The sequence below is a fragment of the Rhodococcus spongiicola genome, from assembly GCF_004011835.1.
GTDB classification, from domain to species: Bacteria; Actinomycetota; Actinomycetes; order Mycobacteriales; family Mycobacteriaceae; genus Prescottella; species Prescottella spongiicola.
The window spans coordinates 493,129-512,871 of record NZ_RKLN01000002.1 but is presented as its reverse complement, the minus strand read 5'-3'; the positions used below and the strand labels follow the sequence as shown (position 1 = coordinate 512,871).

Sequence of the window (19,743 nt, the reverse complement as noted above, 5' to 3'; positions counted from 1 at the left end):
CAGAATAGTCGGCATCTACGCATTCCCTGCGCTCCAGGTCTCCCACGGGATGTCCCAGTCGCCGAGCCCGTCGGTGCCGGACAACGTCGCACCGACCGTGTTCTCGACGATTACGATGTCGCCGCGCTTGGTGTTGTCGTAGATCCACTTCGCGTTCGACGGGCTCAGGTTTAGGCACCCATGGCTGACGTTGGTGTACCCCTGCTCCGCCACCGACCACGGCGCGGAGTGGAAGAAGATGCCGCTGTAGGACATTCGCGTGGCCCAGTCGACCGGTGTGCGGTAACCGTCGGGCGAGTTCACCGGCACGCCGTATGTGGACGAATCCATGACGAGGTGGCTGAAGCGGTCGCCGATGATGTAGATACCGTTGTCGGTCGGCGTGCTGTCCTTGCCCATCGACGTCGCCATCGTCTTCACGTCGCGCCCCGACTCGTTGACTGTGACCTGTTTGGTGTGGTCGTCGACGGTGATGACGACAGGGGCGCCGATCGTGAACGACGAGTGCACGTCCTCCTGGCCGAACAGACCGTTACCGAGATCGCTTCCGGACACCCGGACGTCGACGGTCACCGCGGTTCCCGGTGCCCAGTAGTTCTGCGGACGCCAACGCACCTCACGGTTGTTCAGCCAATAGAAGGCTCCTTCGACGGGCGGGGTGGTGGTGATGTCGATAGCGGACTCGGCAGCGTTGCGGTCGGGGATGTTCTCATCGAACCGGACCGCGACAGGCTGTCCGATACCGACGACGCTGCCGTCGCCGGGCATCACATACGGCATGGTGAGGTTCCCCGGCGCACTGGTCGTGAACGACATGGTCGTCGATGTCGCGCCACCGAGACCGTAGGCGTCGGCATGCAGCGTGTACGTGTGGTTGTATCCGAGTGGCTCCGTGTTCTTCCACGTCACTGCATCCGGGGCGACCTTGCCCGCCACAATTCGCCCCTCGAGGTTGCGAAGGGTCACGTTCGCCAGCCTGCCGTCCGCGACGTGGACGAGGACCGGATCCACCGGTGACACACCCACCGCACCATCGGTGACCGATGTCGTGAACTTGGGCTTGATCAGCGCGACGAGCGGATTGGCATTAACGGACTCGGAGTCGGCGGTGGAGGCACCTACCGCGCCCGTCGGGATCGTGCATGCGGTGACGAGCATCACCATGCCCAGTGCCGCCGCGCCGACCGCGACGAGGACGTCCAGTCGCTTTCCCGTTGCGCCGCCCCCACGCCAACGCCCAGTGCCCCTGATCCCCATCTGCCCCCCACCCCGCAATGCGCAAACCAAAGAGCCATACCTCTAGGGCAAGCCCCACCCGCTGATCGCTGACCATCCCGACGACCGCATGATGCCAGTGTCGACGAGCACCCACGTTCCACGTGCCGAAAACAGAAGGAACGGTCGAATACCAATCGTCACCTGCGGCTCGAGGGTGGTCGCGTGACTGATTTGCGTTAGCTCGAGGCGGTCCGTTAGTGTTCTCCTCGCACTGAGCGGGGTCACCTCGCGAGGTAATGCGCCGCTAGCTCAACTGGCAGAGCAAGTGACTCTTAATCACTGGGTTCGGGGTTCGAGTCCCTGGCGGCGCACGCTGGCTGGCTCGCCGGCGCAACGAGCGCCTATAGCTCAATTGGTAGAGCAAGTGACTCTTAATCACTGGGTTCGGGGTTCGAGTCCCTGTGGGCGCACCGAGAAGGCCTCGCACGCGAGGCGGATTCAAACGGTCGTCGCAACACTCTCGATGTGAGAGGTTGCGGCGACCGTGTCGTCTTCGGACCGTGTCGCCTTCGGAGCGTGTCGCCTTCGGAGCGTGTCGCCTTCGCGAGCGTGTCGTCTTCGGAGGCCGAGCCAAGAAGCGACCACCAGGTGCTGTTCCTTCCGGACCGCGACGTCTCAAACGTGAAGTTCAGCAAGCGCTTCGAACGGAAAAGACCTCGAACACATCACACAGCAACTGGGCGCCGTCCACGCAAGACGCTCGGCTGGGATACCCCAGCCGAGCGTCTGCATGACCTCCCTACCCTCTACGCGGGCGGAGCAACGACATTCACCGTCGCCAGCGGACCGGCGCCGGCGTTGAGCGGGTCGGTCTCCGAATCGCGGGGAACGCAGCGAGTGTTGGCCCATTGGGTTCCGAAGAACGACGCCTTCGGGAGGAAGGTGTTGAAGTTCTCGTAGGCATTGAAGTTGCCTGCGTTGCCTTCCGTGCGGAGCTTGGGCTCGATCGATGTTCCGGCGTCCCCGGCGGTGACCGTGACGTCGACGGCAGGCAACTGGAACCAGCTGTCACCGTTGTCGTTCGGCGTACCGTCGAGGTTCAGCTGCAGTTTCGGCGCGCGGATGCCGCCCTCGGACCTGGTGCCGACGCTGTCCGCCGGCCCGTTCCCGATCACCTCGTTGTTGCCGGACAGACGCAGGATCTGGCCGGTGTCGGACGGGTTTCCGGTCTCGTCGACGCGGATGACGCTCGGAGGCACGTTATCGAGGTTGATGCCCGAACCGACCACGGCGGCCTCGACGAAGGTCGAGTTCTCCGGGATCATGAAGTCGAACTTGAGTCGGGAGACGTTTCGCGTCGTCGCACCGGAATTGGTGTTCGGGTACGAGGACGGACCCGGCTGGATACGGAAGGTGAAGGTCTCGCCGGGTTCGACCTGGGTCGGGGCGGTGACACTCACCGACGTGTCCTGGATCTTCGTCACGTCCAGGATGCTGTTCGCCTGGCACGCCGCTTTGTAGTTCGTCACCGTGGTGACCGGGTCGTCTGCTGCGGACGCCGGTGCGGCGATCAGGAATGTCCCAGCCATGAGCGCTGCGCCTGTGATGGGGGCGGCACAGTGCCTGAACAAGGAACTTCTCATGCGTCACTCCTCTTCAGATTTTGCTGATGGATGGAGAGATGATCCGCGCGGATCGCGAACACCATAACGACTTCATCACGGCGATGTATCGGTTTTGCGAAACAAACGGTCGCGTTGTTGCTAATGATTTGCCAGTCGGCGATTTGGTTACCCGCCCGTATCGTCAGCAACCAGTTGGAGGAAGCGCGTCGAGGACGGTTAGCTGGACAAATGACACATGGCCCGGACCGGGCGGTGTGCGGTTGACGGTTCCGGCCTCATGGCGATCTTCTGCTACCGGGGTTTGCTGCAGGTCCCCAGAGGCGGACGAATCACGCATCAGTGGCGTATGCGACGCGCCGAAACACCCGGAACGACGCCCGAGCAGTCAACCGTTTGTTGACGAAGACACGATCCCACGACCTCTGAACTGGGCGGATTCAACCGGTCGATGCAACACCGGGGTGTTGCATCGACCGAGGCTGCTTACCGAGATCTTCGGCGAATGTCCTACATCCGAGTGTCTTGCGGGGTCCCCTATTGAGGGTGTTGGCGACGACGGCGACCTCTTCGGGAAGACGGGATCTTCCCCTTCGGGAATTGTTGCCGCAGAGGCTCACTGGTGTCTCGCGCACCTACCGCGGTGCGCTTTGAGCGCGGTCTCTTCACGCTCCTCGAACGACGGATGCCGGCCGGTGCGGCGGGATGGCAACGTACGTCGGCATCCCGCCACGCTCCGAACGGCCGTTCAGCGGAAGATCTTGCGTAGCACCAGGAGTCCGACGACGGTACCGGCACCGATGAGAGCCGCTTTGACTGCAGGCTCGTTCAGCTTCGCGAGCAGGTTGTGCTTGGTCGTCTCGACCAGCCGCTTGGGGTTGGTCCGGACAGCGAGCACGTCGAGTGTTTCCGCGAGCTGATTGCGGGCGTTCTCGATGTCCCGCTCGATGGCCTCGGTGTCCCTGGGCACGTGTCCTCCAACTGTCGAAATCGGTGCGCTGTGATGCTGCTGTGCCGGTCACGCTACCGGCACCGGCCGTCACAACCGTAAAACAGTGGGGCGAGCGCGGCGGATTGTGTCCATCAAGATGGTGTACGAGCCGTCGGACGTCTTGGGTAGCCTCATTCGCTGTGACCGACAACAGGCTTGCACCCGGAGACCTCGCCCCCGCCTTCACGTTGCCCGACGCCGACGGCAACGACGTGTCGCTCGCCGACTACCGGGGCCGCAAAGTGATCGTGTACTTCTACCCCGCCGCGAGCACGCCCGGGTGTACCAAGCAGGCGTGCGACTTCCGCGACAGCCTCTCCGAACTGAACGAGGCCGGTCTCGACGTCGTCGGCATCTCCCCTGACAAGCCCGCCAAGCTTGAAAAGTTCCGCGACAGCGAGGGCCTGAACTTTCCTCTGCTGTCGGATCCGGAGAAGGCAACGCTCACCGCGTGGGGCGCATTCGGCGAGAAGAAGATGTACGGCAAAGTCGTCCAGGGCGTGATCCGGTCGACCTTCCTCGTCGGCGAGGACGGCAAGATCGAGGTAGCGCAGTACAACGTGCGTGCCACCGGGCACGTCGCGAAGTTGCGCCGCGATCTGTCGGTCTGACCCTGTTCGATCACCCGACTCGATCACCGAGCTCCTGTAGAAACAGGGCCTCGGCCACGGCCAGATTCTCGATCTCCGACGGGTCGACGCTCTCGTTCGGGGCGTGGATCAGCGCCCGTGGCTCCTCGACCCCCATGAGCACGATCTCGGCGTCGGGAAACTGCTCGGCCAGCACGTTGCACAACGGGATGGTTCCGCCCTGGCCCGCAACCACGACATCGGTACCGAACGCAGCCGTCAACGCCACCGTCAGCGCGGCGTACCCGATTCCCGACGTCCGGGCCTGGAACGGCTCACCGAAGGCCTCCCGCTCGACCGTCACGTGAGCGCCCCACGGCGCCGCCTTCTCGAGGTGTGTCACCAGCGCGTCCTGCGCCCGCACCGGATCCATCCCCGGCGGGACCCGCAGGTTGAGTCGGGCCGACGCCCGCGGCTGGATCGCGGCAGCGGAACCCACGACCGGCGGCGCATCGATGCCGAGGATCGTCAATGCCGGGCGAGCCCACACCGCGTCGGCGACAGAACCCGATCCAGTGAGCCGGACACCGTCGAGCACCCCGGCATCCCTACGGAATTGCTCCTCCGGGTACTCGGCCCCGTCCCAGACCTGGGCGGTGTCGAGGCCGCCGACGACGGTATTGCCGCCGTGATCCCGTAGCGTCGAGAGCATCTGCACGAGCGCCGCGAGTGCATCCGGCGCCGAACCCCCATACATGCCCGAATGTAGCTCGCCCGCTAAGGTTTCCACGTTGACCACGACGTTCACGATGCCCCGCAAACTGGTCGTGAGCGTCGGTGCGCCCACCGCGACGTTGCCGGTGTCCGCGATCACCACCACGTCGGCCGCGAACAGTTCGGGGCGTTCGCGGACCAACTGCTCGAGTCCGCCGGTCCCCATCTCCTCGGAACCCTCCGACACGATCCGCACACCGACCGGCAACGGCTCGTCTGCCGCCGTGAGAGCACGCAATGCCAGCAGGTGCATCACGAGATTGCCCTTGCAGTCGGCGGCGCCACGCCCGTACCAGCGTCCGTCCCGCTCGGTCAACTCGAACGGCGGCGAATCCCACAATGCCTCGTCGCCCGCGGGTTGCACGTCGTAGTGGCTGTAGAGCAGCACGGTCGGCGCACCGTCGGGGCCGGGCTGATGCCCGACAACGGCCGTCGATCCGTCGGATGTCTCGACCAGATCGACATCGGCGATGCCGACGGCCCGGAACGCGTCGGCAACCCAGTTCGCGGCTCCCGTGCACTGCTCGGGTGGGGACTGTCGGGGATCGGCGATGGACCGGAAGGCGACCAGCGTCGCAAGCTCGTCCCGCGCGGTCGGCATGAGCTGCTCGATCCGGGAGCGAATCCGATCCGACTGTTCCACCACGGCCACCTCCACAATCGCCACGACTGGTCTCGTCCGAGCCTACGAGTCGGCGGCGGTGCAGATGTGAGCGATACCGCGGGACACACGAACGCGGGCCTCGTCGAATCCGGCCCACGAGACCGATAACCTGTTCTCGTGGAGCCCACAGCCAGCCGCCGTCCACGCCGCAGGGTGGACCCCGCGCTGGAGGTCGAGAGCGACCCCCAGGAGCTGATGCCCCGGCGACGTCCGACGCAGGAACGGAGCCGCCGCAAGTTCGACGCCCTTCTGACTGCATCCCGTGACCTGCTGGTCGACGTCGGCTTCGAGTCGTTCACGTGCGAAGAGGTGGCCGCACGCGCCGATGTCCCGATCGGCACCCTGTACCAGTTCTTCGCCAACAAGTACGTCATCGTCTGCGAGCTGAACCGACAGGATCTGGTCGGCGTACAGCAGGAACTCGAAGCGTTCAAGGGCGAGGTGCCCTCGATCGACTGGCTACGTTTCCTCAACAAGTTCGTCGACCACATGGCCGGCCTGTGGACGTCGGACCCGTCCCGCCGCGAGGTGTGGCTGGCGATGCAGTCGACTCCGTCGACACGCGCCACCGGCGTGATCCACGAGAAGGAGTTCGCCGAGCAGGTCGCCCGCATGCTCGCGCCCCTTACCCCGCACACGGCGCGTGAGCGCCGCACGATGATGGCCGAAGTGCTCGTCCACGTTGTGTACTCGATGCTCAACTTCTCGGTACAGGACGGCCAGAGCCACGCCGACGCGGTTGCCGAACTCAAACGACTCATGGCCGCGTATCTGCTGGTCGCGGAGAAGGAATCTCGCTCCAGCTAGCACGGAGCCCGTCGCCGTCACACGATTCGGACATGCGGCGAGGCCGGTCGAAGGATTGTGTCCATCGACCGGCCTCGCGTCCTTGGGTACCCGATCAGCCGATGGGCTCGATCGGGCCAGGTTCTTCGACGACGACCATCGCGCCCGCCACATCCCCGTCGTGGGTCAGGGACAGGTGGATCTTCGCCCCGGGGAGGAACTCGGCGGCCTCACCGTGCAGCTTGATGCTGGGCCGGCCCCAGGCATCGTTGACGACCTCGACCAGCACATAGGCGTTGTCCCCGACCGCGGGCGGGCGGGCGAATCGCGACGCAGCCCACGCCTTGATCACCGCCTCCTTCGCGGCCCACCGGACCGCATAGTGCCGGGCCGGATCGGTACTGCGGGACTCGCAGTACCGACGCTCGGCCGGACGGAAGCTCGACTTCATCGCGGTACCCGGACGCTTCAGCTGCTCACCGAACTCCGAGATCGTGACGACGTCGAACCCGATACCCAGGATCGCCATCTACCGGCACCCCGGCTTACCGGTGCTGTACACGTGATCGGCGCCCAGACGAGCCTCCTCGGAGAGGAGCACGCCGGCTTCGAGTTCGCGAGCCGCCTCGCTCGGCACGGCGTCACCGCCGAAGCGGCGGTCCGCAGGACGCTCGTACAGGCTGTCTCCGCCGCACATCGCCGCGGCGAGGCGCCGCTGCCCGTCGATCGTGCGTTGCCGCGCCCGCGCCCGGTACTCGTCGCGCTGATCCGTCGGGATCGACTCGACGAAGGCCTGCGGGTGCACCACCGCGATCAGGCCCGATACGTGACCGAAGCCGAGGCTGGTCAGCACGCCGGCCTTGAGCGGGAACCGGTCCCCGAGTCGCAGCGGGGTACGCGGCCACACGAGATGCTGGTACTCGGCCATCTTGTCGTCGACGCAGTCGAGGCTGCGGTTCGGCGGGACGACGCCCTGACCCAGGACCTGGCACAGGCCGATCAGCTGGAATGCCGCGGCGCCGCCCTTGGCGTGACCTGTGAGCGTCTTCTGGGAGATCACGAACAGCGGGGCGCCTTCGCTGCGGCCCAGGGCCGCTGCCAGCCGCTCGTGCAGTTCGGCCTCGTTCGGATCGTTCGCCGCGGTCGAAGTGTCGTGCTTGGAGATCACCGAGATGTCGTCAGCGGTGACTCCGAGCGCGCCTAGCGACGACGCGAGTTGCGAACTCTGGCCTCCGCGACCGGCGCCGAGGGCGCCGATGCCGGGGGCCGGGATCGAGGTGTGCACGCCGTCGGCGAACGAGCCCGCCCACGCGACCACACCGAGCACCGGCAGGCCCATCTCGAGAGCCAGGTCACCGCGCGCCAACAGGACCGTGCCACCACCGGCCGACTCGACGAAGCCACCACGGCGACGGTCGTTGGCCCGGGAGAAGCGCTTCGGATCGATTCCGCGGGCTGCCATCTCGTCCGAGTTGGCAGTCGCCGACATGTCACCGAAGCCGACGATGCCCTCGATGCCCAGGTCGTCGAAACCACCTGAGACGACCAGCTTGGCCTTGCCGAGCTTGATCTTGTCGACAGCCTCCTCGACCGAGACAGCGGCCGTGGCACACGCCGCGACCGGGTGCACCATCGCGCCGTAGCCTCCGACGTACGACTGGACGACGTGCGCCGCGATGACGTTCGGCAGTGCCTCCTGCAGGATGTCGTTCGCGCGGGACTCGCCGAGCAGCGTGTTGATGTACAGCGACCGCATCGAGCTCATGCCGCCCATGCCGGTGCCCTGTGTGTTCGCGACGAAGGCCGGGTGCACCCAACGCAGCAGTTCGGACGGGGTGAAACCACCGGAGAGGAACGCATCGACCGTGGTGACGATGTTCCACAGGCCAACCCGGTCCACGGATCCCGCCATGTCGGCGGGGATGCCCCACTTGGTGACGTCGAACCCGGTCGGGATCTGCCCGCCGACAGTGCGGGTGAGCTTCAGCTTGCGGGGCACGCGGATCTCGGTGCCGGCCTTACGGGTGACGGTCCAGTCGCCGCTGTCCGGGTCGGCCGCGGCGGCCGTATTCTCCGGGTCGGCGTCGACGAAGGCGCGCGCCTCGGCCTCGGAGCCGGCGACGAACGACAGGTCCTTGTCGATGAACACCGACGTCAGCAGCGGCGCAGCGTTGTCGACCATCGCACCGTCGTCGCCGTAGGTGCGGATGCCGCAGCGGTCGACGACGACATCGTGGTAGCGGTCGGCGATCTCCTCCTCCGGTACCAACTCGCCGGAGGTGACGTCGTACCAGCCGGGCTCGGGATCGTTCTCCCACGCCACCAGTCCCGTGGCCCACGCGAGCTCGAGCACCCCGGCGGCTGACAGCTCCTCGTCGACCTCCATCTCGAATCGCGTCCGCGCCGAGCCGTACGGCCCGAGTTCACCGGCGCCGACGATGACGACCAGGTCAGCCGGATCGACGTCGAGCTCGCGCCACGAGGGCGTGGCCGGCTCGTCGAGGATCCGCGGCGGAGCAGGAAGGGCGGCAATGGATTTCGCGTCCACGCCGGCACGGTCCTTCGCCTCACTGTCGTTCTCGGCCGCCTCCGCGACCTCCTTCGCCAGGGCCGCCAGGTCCAGGTCGGCGTCGGCGAGCCCACCGGTGAGATCGACTAGTCGGGGTGCGTTCGCGGCGGCACGCCTGACGTCGGACGTACACGAGCGCAGCAGCTCGGTGGCCATCTCGTCGGTCGACCACGTGCGTACGCCCTTGGCCTCGACGGTCTCGACCATCGGGTCGTTCCCGCCCATCAGTCCGGTGCCCCGCACCCAACCGATCAGCGCGTGCACCAACGTGACCCGCTCGGCCCACGTGCGCTCGGCCGACCACCGGCCGACGATCGCGTCGAGCGCGGCCTTGGACTCGCCGTACGCACCGTCACCGCCGAACAGACCCCTGTTCGGGGAACCGGGCAGCACGACGTGGAGGTGGGTGTCGACGTCCCGGTCGTGGCCGATCTGCGACAGGCCGCCGATCAGGCGCTCCACCGACCACAGCAGCACCCGCATCTCCATCTCGGCGCGTGAACCCGCGTCGGATAGATCGCCGACCACCCTCGGTGCGGCGAACGGGAGCAGCATCGTCGGGGTCATCGGCTCCTTGACGAGCTTGCTGGCGCCGCCCGCGGTCTCGGTCTGGGCACCGCCGATCCACTCGACCAGCGCGTCGACGTCGGTGTAGGACGCCATGTTCGCGGGCACCACCCACAGGGCCGCACCGGCCCGGGCGCTACGGCTGTACAGCGTGCGGTAGAAACCGAGGCGTTCGCTGTCGAGATGTGAGGTGGTCACGACCACCGTCGCGCCGCCGCCGAGCAGCTTGGCGGCGACGGACGCGGCGATCGAACCCTTGCTGGCGCCCGTGACGACGGCGATCTCAGCGCTGTACTGCCCGGTCTCCTCGACCGGAGCGATCGCGACCTGTGCGATGCGGCCGTAGACCTCACCCAGCGTCGTGCGTCCGGACTTGCGGGCACGCTGCTGCCAACACTTGGCGTGCGCAGCCACCGCGGCGCCGGCGGCGTCGAAATGCTCAACGGTCAGGTCGATCTCGCCGGTCCAGGCACGCGCCAGGTCCTCTCGGGCGGTGGCCCAGCGGTCGTCTATCAGAACCGCCTTCGCCGCGTCGAACACCGGCGCGACGAGACGTGGCCAGTCGGAGCCGAGCTCCGCCGACACCAGGTCGACGAGCGCGGTGTCTTCTGCCGCGACGGCGGCCGCGGGCTCGCTGAAACCGAGCTGCTCGAGGACCAGACGCGCGGCCGAGGCCAGCACGCCATTCCGTCCGGTGATGTGCTCGGTGAATTCTCCGAGTGCCGCCGCGTCGACGGTTCCTCCCCCGCCGCCGGAGGCAGCCGGCATGGAAACCACGACACCGCGACGATTCGCGACGGACTGGACGGCGGCGTCGACGAGCGCGTCGACGGCGGCACCGTCCGCGAGCGCGCCCTCGTGCAGACCGCCCATCTCGCCGCCTCGGACGCTGGAGCCGTCACGCGTTCCGAGCACGACCTCCGCGGTTACGTGGTGGACCCAGCCGTCACCGAGTTCCCACACCTTCTTGACCCGATCCGCGATCGCCGCGGGCCGCCGGCCCGACGGCCCGAGCACCCTGCGCAGATGGTCTCCTATCGAGTCGGTCAGAACCGGGCCGAACGGCTTGTAGGTGCGGGCCAGACGGTCGACGGTGACGGAGAGCGAGCCCATGTCGGCGTCGGCGGCACCGTCGATGGCGCCGAGTGACAGCTCGGAACCGAGGTCGACGAGCAACTGGTTGCGGCGCGAGGACACGCCGTCGCAGAGGGCCTCGATGGTGTCGGCGGGACCGATCTGGTCCGGACGCAGCTTGGTCCACAGCGCGATGAGCACCTTGGTCGCGTCAGCGGCCTTGAACGCGATGTCGTCCGGGCGCGGTCCGCCGGCCGGCGTGGCCGGGGCCGCCGCGGGAGCGGGCGTCGCAGGAGCGGCCGCGGCCGGGACTTCGGGTTCGTCGGCCGGCTCGTCCTCTGCCGGAGCCGGATCGACATCGGTGCTGTAGACGATCGACGCCTCGCGCTCGATGTTGAGCACCTCGACCTTGGCGTTCGTGTGCTCGGGCAGCTTGATCGTCTGCGATGCCAGGTTCGCCACCGTCGGGGTCGCACCCAGGCCGATCTCGACGAAACGCTCGACGCCCAAACCACCGTCGGCCAGGTCGGTGAACAGCAGGTCCTGCGTCTCGATCCAGCGGACCGGGCTCGCGAACTGCCACGCGAGGAGCTCGATGAGCAGCACGCGGGTCAGCTGGACCGGGCGCTCGGCCCAGCTATCGAAGTCGGCGAGCACCGCTCGCAGCGGCTCCGACGGCACCAGGTCGACGATCTCCTCGACGAAGTCGCGGCCCAGGTTGAACAGCTTCGGCACCAGGTTCGGGATGTAGCGGCCGATCAGCAGCGACGGCTCGATCTCGTGCGGCAGCAGTTCGGCAAGCTTGGCTCGGAAGTCGTCGACGCCGTCGCGCAGCACCGTCGAGTGGAACGGCACGTCGATGCCGGGCACCATGACGAACGCGCGCTTGCCACCGAAAGCTTCACGGCGGACCTCGATCTCGCGCTCGAGCGCTTCGAGGCCCTTGACCGTTCCGGCGATCGCGTACTGCGAACCTTTGAGGTTCAAGTTCACGATCTGCAAAAACTCGCCGGCACGAGCCCCGACCTCACTCATGAACGCCTGCAGCTGGTCGTCGGTGACACCGATCTGCGACGGGCGAATCGCGGCCATGCGGTAGTCGCTACGACCAGAGGCGTCCCGGGGTACCAGCTCGTGCATTGCCGAGCCACGCTGGAACACCACCTCGAGCAACGCCTCGAGCGGTAGCACTCCGGCGACGGCGGCGAGCGCGTTGTACTCGCCGACCGAGTGACCGGCCAGGTAGGAATCCTCGACGTAGGCGCCGGCTTCGCGGAGCTCGGCAACCTGCGCGACACCGAGGGTCGCCATCGCGACCTGGGTGAACTGCGTCAGGTGGAGCACGCCGTCCGGGTGACGATGCTCGACGCCACGCGCCTTGACCGCCGTCGGGTTGTCGCGGACGACGGTGAGGATCGAGAAGCCGAGGGCCGCACGGGTGTGCTTGTCGGCCCGCTCCCAGACCTCGCGGGCGGCCTTGCTGCGGGCGCGGGCGTCGAGGCCCATGCCCGAACGCTGAATCCCCTGGCCCGGAAAGGCGTACACGGTCTTCGGGGCGGCGACACGGCCGGTCGCGACCATCACCAGGTCGCCGTCGACACGGCAGCCGACCTCGACGATCTCGTCACCGCGATCGGTGGCGACACGATCGACGCGAACGTCGATCTCGGCGCCGGGGCGGACCATGCCGAGGAAGCGCGCGGTCCACGCGGTCAGGCGGCGGGCCGGCACCCCCGCGTCGGGGTCGGTGGCGGCGACGGCTTGCTGGGCCGCGGCCGAGAGCCACATGCCGTGGACGATCGGGCCGTCGAGGCCGGCGAGCAGTGCCGCAGCGTCGGAGGTGTGGATCGGGTTGTGGTCACCGGAGACACGCGCGAACGCGGCCATGTTGCGCGGCGCGACCATGCTGAGGTCGCGGCGCCGGCGACGCGGGGTCTCCGCGACGTCCGCGCTGAGCGATCCACCGGCGCGAGCCGGGTCGGCCAGCTCACCCTTGCCGGTGCGGCCGCGGATCGCGAAGCGCTCCACCAGCTTTGCAACGGCCGGGGCCTCGAGCCCCTCCCCGAGCATTGCGCCGACCTCGACGCGGACCTCGACGACACGGCCGATGTCCGTATCGACGACGTCACCCGCTTCGGCCCGGACCACGAGAATGCTGGTCTCCGTGGGCAGTTCGCCGACCAGCTGCACTGCATGGTCGAGGTGGACCAGATCGAGCATGCCCTCGATGACGTGCACGCCCGACTCGGTGGTCGCGGCGCCGAGCACCGCGAACACCGCCGGCCAACATGCGCCGACGACGACGTCGGGTACGGCCTCGCCGCTGGTGCTCAGGGTCTGGGGCAGGCCGACGCCGGTGACACCGGCATGGTCGGCGGTCAGGTCCGGGGTCCACGCCAGGTTGATGTGCGCGACACCGTTCTTGACCTGGGGCAGCTCCTGGCCGGCGGCCACACCGAGCAGAGCGGCCATCGACTCCTCGGCATCGGCGGCGGTGATCACGGGCGCGCCGCCGTCGAGGACGGTGGCGGGCACGGTGATCCGGATCTCGACGGTCTTGTCCAGCGCGAGCGGCACAGTCAGGTCGACGTGCTCGTCGTCGGTGACGACGAGGCGGGCTCCGGTCTTGTCGTGGCTCGCGACGCTGTCGGACTCGATGGTCCACTCGGCAACCTCACCGAGACGGCGGACCGGGTTCCGCGTCAGACGATCCGCCCACAGCACGTCGGGCGCGGTCAGGACGGCGTCGAGAAGGCCGGTGCCGAAGCCGCCGTGGCGACGCCCGGCGACCGGGGTCGGGGTGGCGCCGACGGCGACCAGTTCGTCGGCCGTGGCGTTCTCGAAGCGGTCGAGCAGTTCACCGACAGGCTCGTCGACCCGGCTGATACCGGCGACCGAGACGGTGCCGGGGATGATGCAGACCTGGTCGGCGCTGTAACGCGGATCGTGTGCCTGCCACAGCGAATCCGAACGCCACCAACGGCGTACGTCACCGTCGATGACGGGCACGAAGTTGACCGGCTTGCCGGGAGTCTTGCACAGCGAGACGAAGAACGGCACGTCGGCCGGGTGCAGGAGGGTGGTGGCGTAGTCGGGGTACGCGGCCTCGAGCGCGCACAGCGCCGCGAACGGCCGCTCGAGAGTGGCCGAGTCCGCGAACAACGTCCGGATCGGACCGCGGTCGTTGCGGTGCAGGCGCGCCTCGGCACGCTGGAGCATCTCACCGAAGCGGTCCCGCCACGAGACGTCCAGCCACACCGACCGGGTCGCGTCGGCGATCGCGTCCTGGACGTCGCCGCCGCAGTCGAACGCCTGCGGGGAATCGACGCCGACTGCAAGTTCGAGATAGCGGCGCAACCACTGCTGATAGGTCATGGACGTGACATCGCCGAAATACGGCTTGGCGGTCACGTCGAGCGCGGCGATGATCTCGTCGCGGCGGGCAGCGACGGCCTCGGCGTCACCGGCGACCTCGTCGAGCAGACGACCTGTGCGCGACGCCGTGTTGTCGATCTCGTGAATGTCGGCGCCGAGCTGGCTGCGGCTGGACGCCATGCCGCCCTGAGCAGTTCCCGCACCGACCCAGTCCGGGGTGCCGGGGGTGTCCATCAGCATCTGCTTGACCTCGGGCGAGGTGGTGGCCTCGAGTGTCGCCATCGCGGCGGTGCCGACGAGGATGCCGTCGAGCGGCATCTCGGGGAAGCCGTATGCGTTGGACCAGCGTCCGGTCAGGTAGTCGGCGGCCCGCTCCGGAGTGCCGATACCGCCGCCGACGCACAGCACGAGGTTGTCGCGACTGCGCAGCTCGGCGTAGGTGTCGAGCAGCAGGTCGTCGAGGTCTTCCCACGAGTGGTGCCCGCCGGCGCGACCGCCTTCGATGTGGACGATGATCGCGAAGTCCGGCACCTCGTTGGCGATGCGGATCACCGAGCGGATCTGCGCGACGGTGCCCGGCTTGAACGCGACGTAGCTGAAGCCTGCCTCGGTCAGCTCGTCGATGAGCGAGACCGCGTCCTCGAGTTCCGGGATACCCGCGGAGACGACGACGCCGTCGAACGGTGCACCAGCCGCGCGGGCGCGGGGAACCAGGCGCTTGCCACCGACCTGCAGCTTCCACAAGTAGGGGTCCAGGAACAGCGAATTGAACTGGACGGCACGACCCGGCTCGAGCAGACCCTTCAGCTCTTGGACGTGGGAGGCGAAGATCTGCTCGGTGACCTGGCCGCCGCCGGCGAGTTCGGCCCAGTGGCCGGCGTTGGCAGCGGCCGCGACGATGGCGGGGTCAACGGTCGTGGGGGTCATGCCGGCGAGCAGGATCGGCGAGCGGCCGGTCAGGCGGGTGAAGGCGGTTTCTACCGCAACGCGGCCGTCGGGCAGCTCGATGGCCTTGGGCGCGAACTCGGCCCAGGCACGCGACACCTCGGGAGCGGCGCCCGGGGTGAGCAGATTGCGGTGGCCGCCACGGGTGGCGGCGGCGACGATACCCACGCCCTGACCACGCAGCGTCGCGGAGGTCATTCGGGTGAGCAGGTCACCAGGGCCGAGATCCAGGATCCACGCGGCGCCGGACTCGATCGCGCCCTCCACGGCGTCGACCCAGTCGATGGGATCGACGAGGGCGCCCTGTGCGAGCGCACGTACCTGATCGGCATCCAGGCCACAGCGGGATGCCCAGCCACCGACGATGTCGACGGCCTCTCGCAGCGCCGGATGGTGGAATCCGACCTCGACCGACAGCGGCTCGAAGACCGGTGAGAACGCAGAGCCACCACGGGACTTGGCCTCCCGCGCGTGGGTCTCCTCCTCGGCGATCTGCTCACAGCCCTTCTGCACGCGAGCGAGCTGCGCGGGCGGACCGGACAGCACGACGCGACGACGCCCGTTGCGGATTGCCATGACGACGGCACGTTCCTCACCGACGCCTTCGGCCAACTCGGCGACGATCGCACCGAGACGTTCCGGGTCGACGTTGGAAACGGCGAGCATCGGTGAACGGTCGGCGGCCGCGATGACCCCACGGCGGCGACCGACGAGACTGGCGGCGGCACCGATGAGCTGAGCGGCCGCGAGCAGTGCACCGTCCGCGGCACCACCGCCGTGAACGGCCGCCGCGGCGATGAGCCCCTGCGAGTGACCGATAGTGGCCACAGGCTCGGTGGCGGCCGGCGAGAGCCCCTGCTGCTGCAGTGCACGCAGCGCGGCGAGTTGGGTGAGGAACACGCCCGGCAGCGACACCGCCGCGGAGGTGAGCGCGGCCGCGGACGGGCCTGCGAGCGCGGCATCGTCCTCGGCAAGCTCCTGCTCGAGGATCCACGCGATCGGGTCGAAGCCGACGGGACGCACGACGAGCAGATCTTGCGCAACCGGTTCGAGGATGGCGGCAGCCTCGTTGACGAGTTCGGTCAGCGCAGGCTCGAGACCGCTGTCCCGGGTGAGTTCCGCGAGCGCACTGAGCCAGGGAGCACCCTGCCCACCGAATGCGAGCGCGTACGGCTCGCCCGCGCGCAACCGGTCTACGAGCGGCCGCTGCGCGGCCGGCCGCACCGCGGAACGTTCCGCGCCGATCCGGCTGTGATCCTTCGAGGTTCGTCCGTTTCCTGCAGTGTCGTCGATCGTCACCGAAGTTGTGTCCTCTCCTGGTTTCCGAACGCTGGATGGGTCATGGTCGGTCGCCCCGGGGCTGAGTCAGACGAGAGATTCCGCGATTCCCGGAGACATCTCCGGACGACATCCGGGACATCTCGGGACGCCCGCGGCACCTCTCGAGCACGCCTCAAAGCAGCGAACCCGGGCACCCCGAGGTTGGCACAGAATCATGAGGGGTTCCTCACGTTTTTGCCGTGGCCCCCTTCCTACCAGCGAGTATCGAGTGACATTGGACACACATTCGTCCGAAAGTGACCCGTCAGTAGACCGGGTCTCCGCGGGTCAGCGTGCATGCTTGGACGTCCACAAACCTGAGGAAATCCTCATGTTGATTGTTATAACTTCGTGATCATCTTGACTACCGGACCCCGGCGTGCGTCACCACGAACGAAGACGCCGGCACGCACTCGACCGACGTCGCTCTGGGCCATCGAGCCAGCCTGATCATCGGGGCTTCGTGTCTCGGGGCTTCGTGTCGCTGCCGCGCAATGGTGGTCATCTGTCGGGCTACTCGCGAACACGGGGCGGCGGCTGGTTCCGGTGTAGCCTCCGGTCAGGCACTCACAGACGTCTTCGCTCGTGAAGGAGTCCGAACCGATGTCTACACCACCGAGCGTGATGTTCGTCTGCGTCCACAACGCCGGCCGCTCCCAGATGGCAGCCGGGTTCCTGACTCACCTGGCCGGTGATCGAATCAGGGTCCACTCGGCCGGCAGTGCACCGGTCGGCCAGGTCAACCCGGCCGCGGTCGAGGCGATGGCCGAGTTGGGCATCGACATCTCCGATCAGACCCCGAAGATCATCACCGTCGACGCTGTGCGCGCGTCGGACGTAGTCATCACGATGGGCTGTGGCGACACCTGCCCTGTTCTACCCGGAAAGTCCTACCTCGAGTGGGTACTCGAGGACCCCGCCGGCCAGGGCATCGAAGCCGTCCGGCCGATCCGCGATGAGATCAAAGCCAGGGTCGAAGCTCTCATCACCGAACTGACCTCACAGCTCTCTACACGCAATGCCTCGACACAGTCGCGCTCGTCGATCACTTCTCGACCGGTGCGGTGACCCCAAGAGATAGGGCGCCCAGGAACTTCGGGGTGCCCTCCTCGTAGAAGGTGTCGAGGTCTTGGATCTCGAAGCCCGCATTCCGCACGAGGGCGGGGATCTCGCGGGTGAGGTGGCAGCCGCCGGCTACGGCCTTCTGGATCGGCTCGAGCCGGTACTGCCAGCGCCGGACCTTCTCGTGCGGGGCGAGCCCGTGCTCGACGAAGTGGAGGGTGCCGCCGGGTTTGAGGACGCGCCGTACCTCGCGCAGCGCGGCGTCGACGTCGGGAATGGTGCACATCGTCCACGTGGACAGCGCTGTGTCGAAGGTGTTGTCCTCGAAGGGAAGTGACTCCCCGTCGAGTCCGGCTCGTTCGACGGGAACCGTGGAGGCTGCTAGGCGCTTGGCCGCCAGTTTCCAGCCGAGGTCGGCTGGTTCGACGGCACTGATCGACTCGATGGTGGATGGGTAGAACGGGACGTTCAGACCCGACCCGAAGCCGATTTCGACAACGCGGCCGCGCAGGTCGGCGCACACTCGTCTACGGAACGGTTTGGTCAGGGACATCCCACACGCCATGTTCACTAGGCGCGGGACGATCCGATCGTCGTAGAACCCCATCACAAATTCCCCCCACAGTGGTCTTGGTCTCACGTCCAGCATCCCACACTTCACAGGGGCGGCACCCCGCCGTTTCACGAGCAACCCCGGCAGTGATGCCGATTCGACGAGAGTAGGGAAATGTGGACTCGTTCCTCAGACGCCGGATTGCGGACGATGGCGGATCGTCAGCGTTACCGCCGCGCTCAGGACACAGCACCCGGCGACGATGGGGAAGATGTAAGCCGTCTGGCCGGTCACGTCCATGACGTACCCGATGATCGGTGAGACCGCGCCGGCGAAGAGATACGCGAAGAAGTTCACTACTCCGATCGCCGTACCGGCGATCTCCATGCCGGAGATGTCGACAGTGAGGGCCCAGAAGGAGGACTGAGGGCCGTACACGAAGAAACCGGTCAGGAAGAGCACCATCATCCCCGCCGTGAGACCGAGCGGAGCGGCGTACATAGTGATCGCCGCGATGGCCCCTATGCCGGTGAACACGACGATGGGCAGGTCACGACGAGAACCGAACAATCGGTCCGATATTTCGCCGTTGACCAGGGCTCCCACCGCCATGCCTGTGGGCAGCGCAACGGAGGTCCAGATCGGGTTGACCGAGCCGCCGCCTCGGCCTCCAACGGTTGTCGTGAGGAAGTACACGGGCACCCAGGTCAGCAGGCCGTAGCGGGCAGCATTCAGGAATCCGATGGCAATCCCCGTCGACCAGATCCGGGGGTTGGACAGGACGCGGATGTACCGGGACAGCGACGACTCCGACAGCGACGACTGCTCGGGGGGTTCGCCCTCGGGTCTATCGGTCTTGCCTTCCGTGGCTGTGTCTCTCGTGACCCTGCCTGTCGCGCTCCTGCTTCTCGTGACCCTGCCTCTCGTCACCGCGTCGTGCTCGACGGCCAACTCCTCGACGAAGTGCTCGGGCGGGACGATCTTCGCACTCGCTGGAGATTCCCGGGCCACCAGGAAGAAGACGATTCCGCCGACGAACATGAGCAGAACGGGAACGCGGAAGATCCACTCCCAGTCCAAATGGAGTACGTCGACGACGACTGTGGACGTGAGGTAGGCCACCACCGAGGCCACGCCGCCGGCGAACGTATAGAAACCGAAGCTTCGGCCACGCTCGCTCGGCGGCCACCAGTTCGAGATGACCCGTCCGCCTGCAGTCCACCCCATCGCCTGGGCATATCCGTTGGCGGCCCATGCCGCGCCCAGGGTGAACGGACCGACTGCGAAACTGGTCGCCCAGTTCAAGATCGTGGACAGCACCGATCCCGCGGTCATCACCCGCCGGCCACCGATCTTGTCGACGATGTTTCCGTTGATCATCTGACCGATCGCGTAAGTCCACAGCAACAGTCCGCTGATAGCCCCCAGCACTTCCTTGCTCAGTCCCAGCTCTGCCTCGATTCCGGGAATGGCGAACCCGAAGGTTTGTCGACCGGTGTAGAAGAAGGCGTAGCAGAACATGGTCGCGAGCAACATGCGCCACTGCAGGCCACGGAACTTGGTGTCGGTTACCGGGTGGGCGATACCGGAGTCGTTGACGGTCATATGCGGTCACCGGACGCTGTCAGCAGTGCGAGCAGCATGCTGTGTCGCG

The 19,743-nt window shown here is 67.2% G+C and carries 11 protein-coding genes and 2 tRNA genes; 5 read left to right on the top strand and 8 right to left on the bottom strand.

Features of this window, described 5'->3' with window-relative positions; genetic code table 11:
* Window positions 1-15: 15 nt before the first annotated feature.
* The gene (locus EF834_RS07080) at window positions 16-1,257 is read right to left on the bottom strand and encodes a L,D-transpeptidase (RefSeq protein WP_408014476.1); all 1,242 of its coding nucleotides are present in this window, start codon (window positions 1,255-1,257) and stop codon (window positions 16-18) included.
* 259 nt (window positions 1,258-1,516) lie between these two features.
* On the opposite strand from EF834_RS07080, the gene EF834_RS07075 reads away from it, so the two are divergent.
* Both EF834_RS07075 and EF834_RS07070 read left to right on the top strand, forming a co-directional pair.
* Window positions 1,517-1,589 (top strand) — tRNA-Lys (locus EF834_RS07075).
* A 26-nt stretch (window positions 1,590-1,615) separates the two neighbouring features.
* Window positions 1,616-1,688 (top strand) — tRNA-Lys (locus EF834_RS07070).
* A gap of 336 nt (window positions 1,689-2,024) precedes the next feature.
* Here EF834_RS07070 and EF834_RS07065 read toward each other — a convergent pair.
* Together EF834_RS07065 and EF834_RS07060 are read right to left on the bottom strand one after the other, a co-directional pair.
* A complete protein-coding gene (locus EF834_RS07065; RefSeq protein ID WP_127946487.1) occupies window positions 2,025-2,861 on the bottom strand; it encodes a hypothetical protein in 837 nt (278 codons plus the stop codon).
* A 727-nt stretch (window positions 2,862-3,588) separates the two neighbouring features.
* Window positions 3,589-3,810, bottom strand: coding sequence for a DUF3618 domain-containing protein (locus tag EF834_RS07060; protein WP_127946486.1), 222 nt, complete (start codon window positions 3,808-3,810; stop codon window positions 3,589-3,591).
* A gap of 161 nt (window positions 3,811-3,971) precedes the next feature.
* Here EF834_RS07060 and bcp point away from each other — a divergent pair, with 161 nt between their 5' ends.
* Complete coding sequence (gene bcp, locus EF834_RS07055; RefSeq protein WP_127946485.1) at window positions 3,972-4,442, top strand: thioredoxin-dependent thiol peroxidase; 471 nt, start codon at window positions 3,972-3,974, stop codon at window positions 4,440-4,442.
* 10 nt (window positions 4,443-4,452) lie between these two features.
* On the opposite strand, the gene EF834_RS07050 is transcribed toward bcp, so the two are convergent.
* Complete coding sequence (locus EF834_RS07050) at window positions 4,453-5,832, bottom strand: dipeptidase (RefSeq protein WP_268960969.1); 1,380 nt, start codon at window positions 5,830-5,832, stop codon at window positions 4,453-4,455.
* A gap of 159 nt (window positions 5,833-5,991) precedes the next feature.
* Between EF834_RS07050 and EF834_RS07045 the strand changes: the two genes are divergently transcribed.
* Window positions 5,992-6,645 (top strand): TetR/AcrR family transcriptional regulator, encoded by a 654-nt coding sequence (locus EF834_RS07045; protein ID WP_408014482.1) that lies wholly within the window; start codon window positions 5,992-5,994, stop codon window positions 6,643-6,645.
* A gap of 94 nt (window positions 6,646-6,739) precedes the next feature.
* On the opposite strand, the gene acpS is transcribed toward EF834_RS07045, so the two are convergent.
* On the bottom strand, window positions 6,740-7,153 hold the full coding sequence (gene acpS / locus EF834_RS07040) for a holo-ACP synthase AcpS (protein ID WP_127946483.1): 414 nt from the start codon (window positions 7,151-7,153) through the stop codon (window positions 6,740-6,742).
* Entirely contained in the window at window positions 7,154-16,453 is a 9,300-nt protein-coding gene (locus EF834_RS07035; protein ID WP_127946482.1) for a type I polyketide synthase, read from the bottom strand.
* A gap of 624 nt (window positions 16,454-17,077) precedes the next feature.
* Between EF834_RS07035 and EF834_RS07030 the strand changes: the two genes are divergently transcribed.
* Window positions 17,078-17,542, top strand: a complete 465-nt coding sequence (locus EF834_RS07030; RefSeq protein ID WP_127946481.1) for an arsenate reductase ArsC — start codon at window positions 17,078-17,080, stop codon at window positions 17,540-17,542.
* Here EF834_RS07030 and EF834_RS07025 read toward each other — a convergent pair.
* Both EF834_RS07025 and EF834_RS07020 read right to left on the bottom strand, forming a co-directional pair.
* Window positions 17,520-18,143, bottom strand: coding sequence for a class I SAM-dependent methyltransferase (locus EF834_RS07025; RefSeq protein ID WP_127946480.1), 624 nt, complete (start codon window positions 18,141-18,143; stop codon window positions 17,520-17,522). The two genes, EF834_RS07030 and EF834_RS07025, sit on opposite strands and share 23 nt — an antisense overlap.
* Window positions 18,144-18,278: 135 nt before the next feature.
* Window positions 18,279-19,694 carry an MFS transporter gene (locus EF834_RS07020; protein WP_127946479.1) on the bottom strand — a complete coding sequence of 472 codons (1,416 nt, stop codon included), beginning with the start codon at window positions 19,692-19,694 and terminating at the stop codon, window positions 18,279-18,281.
* Between the last annotated feature and the right edge of the window lie 49 nt (window positions 19,695-19,743).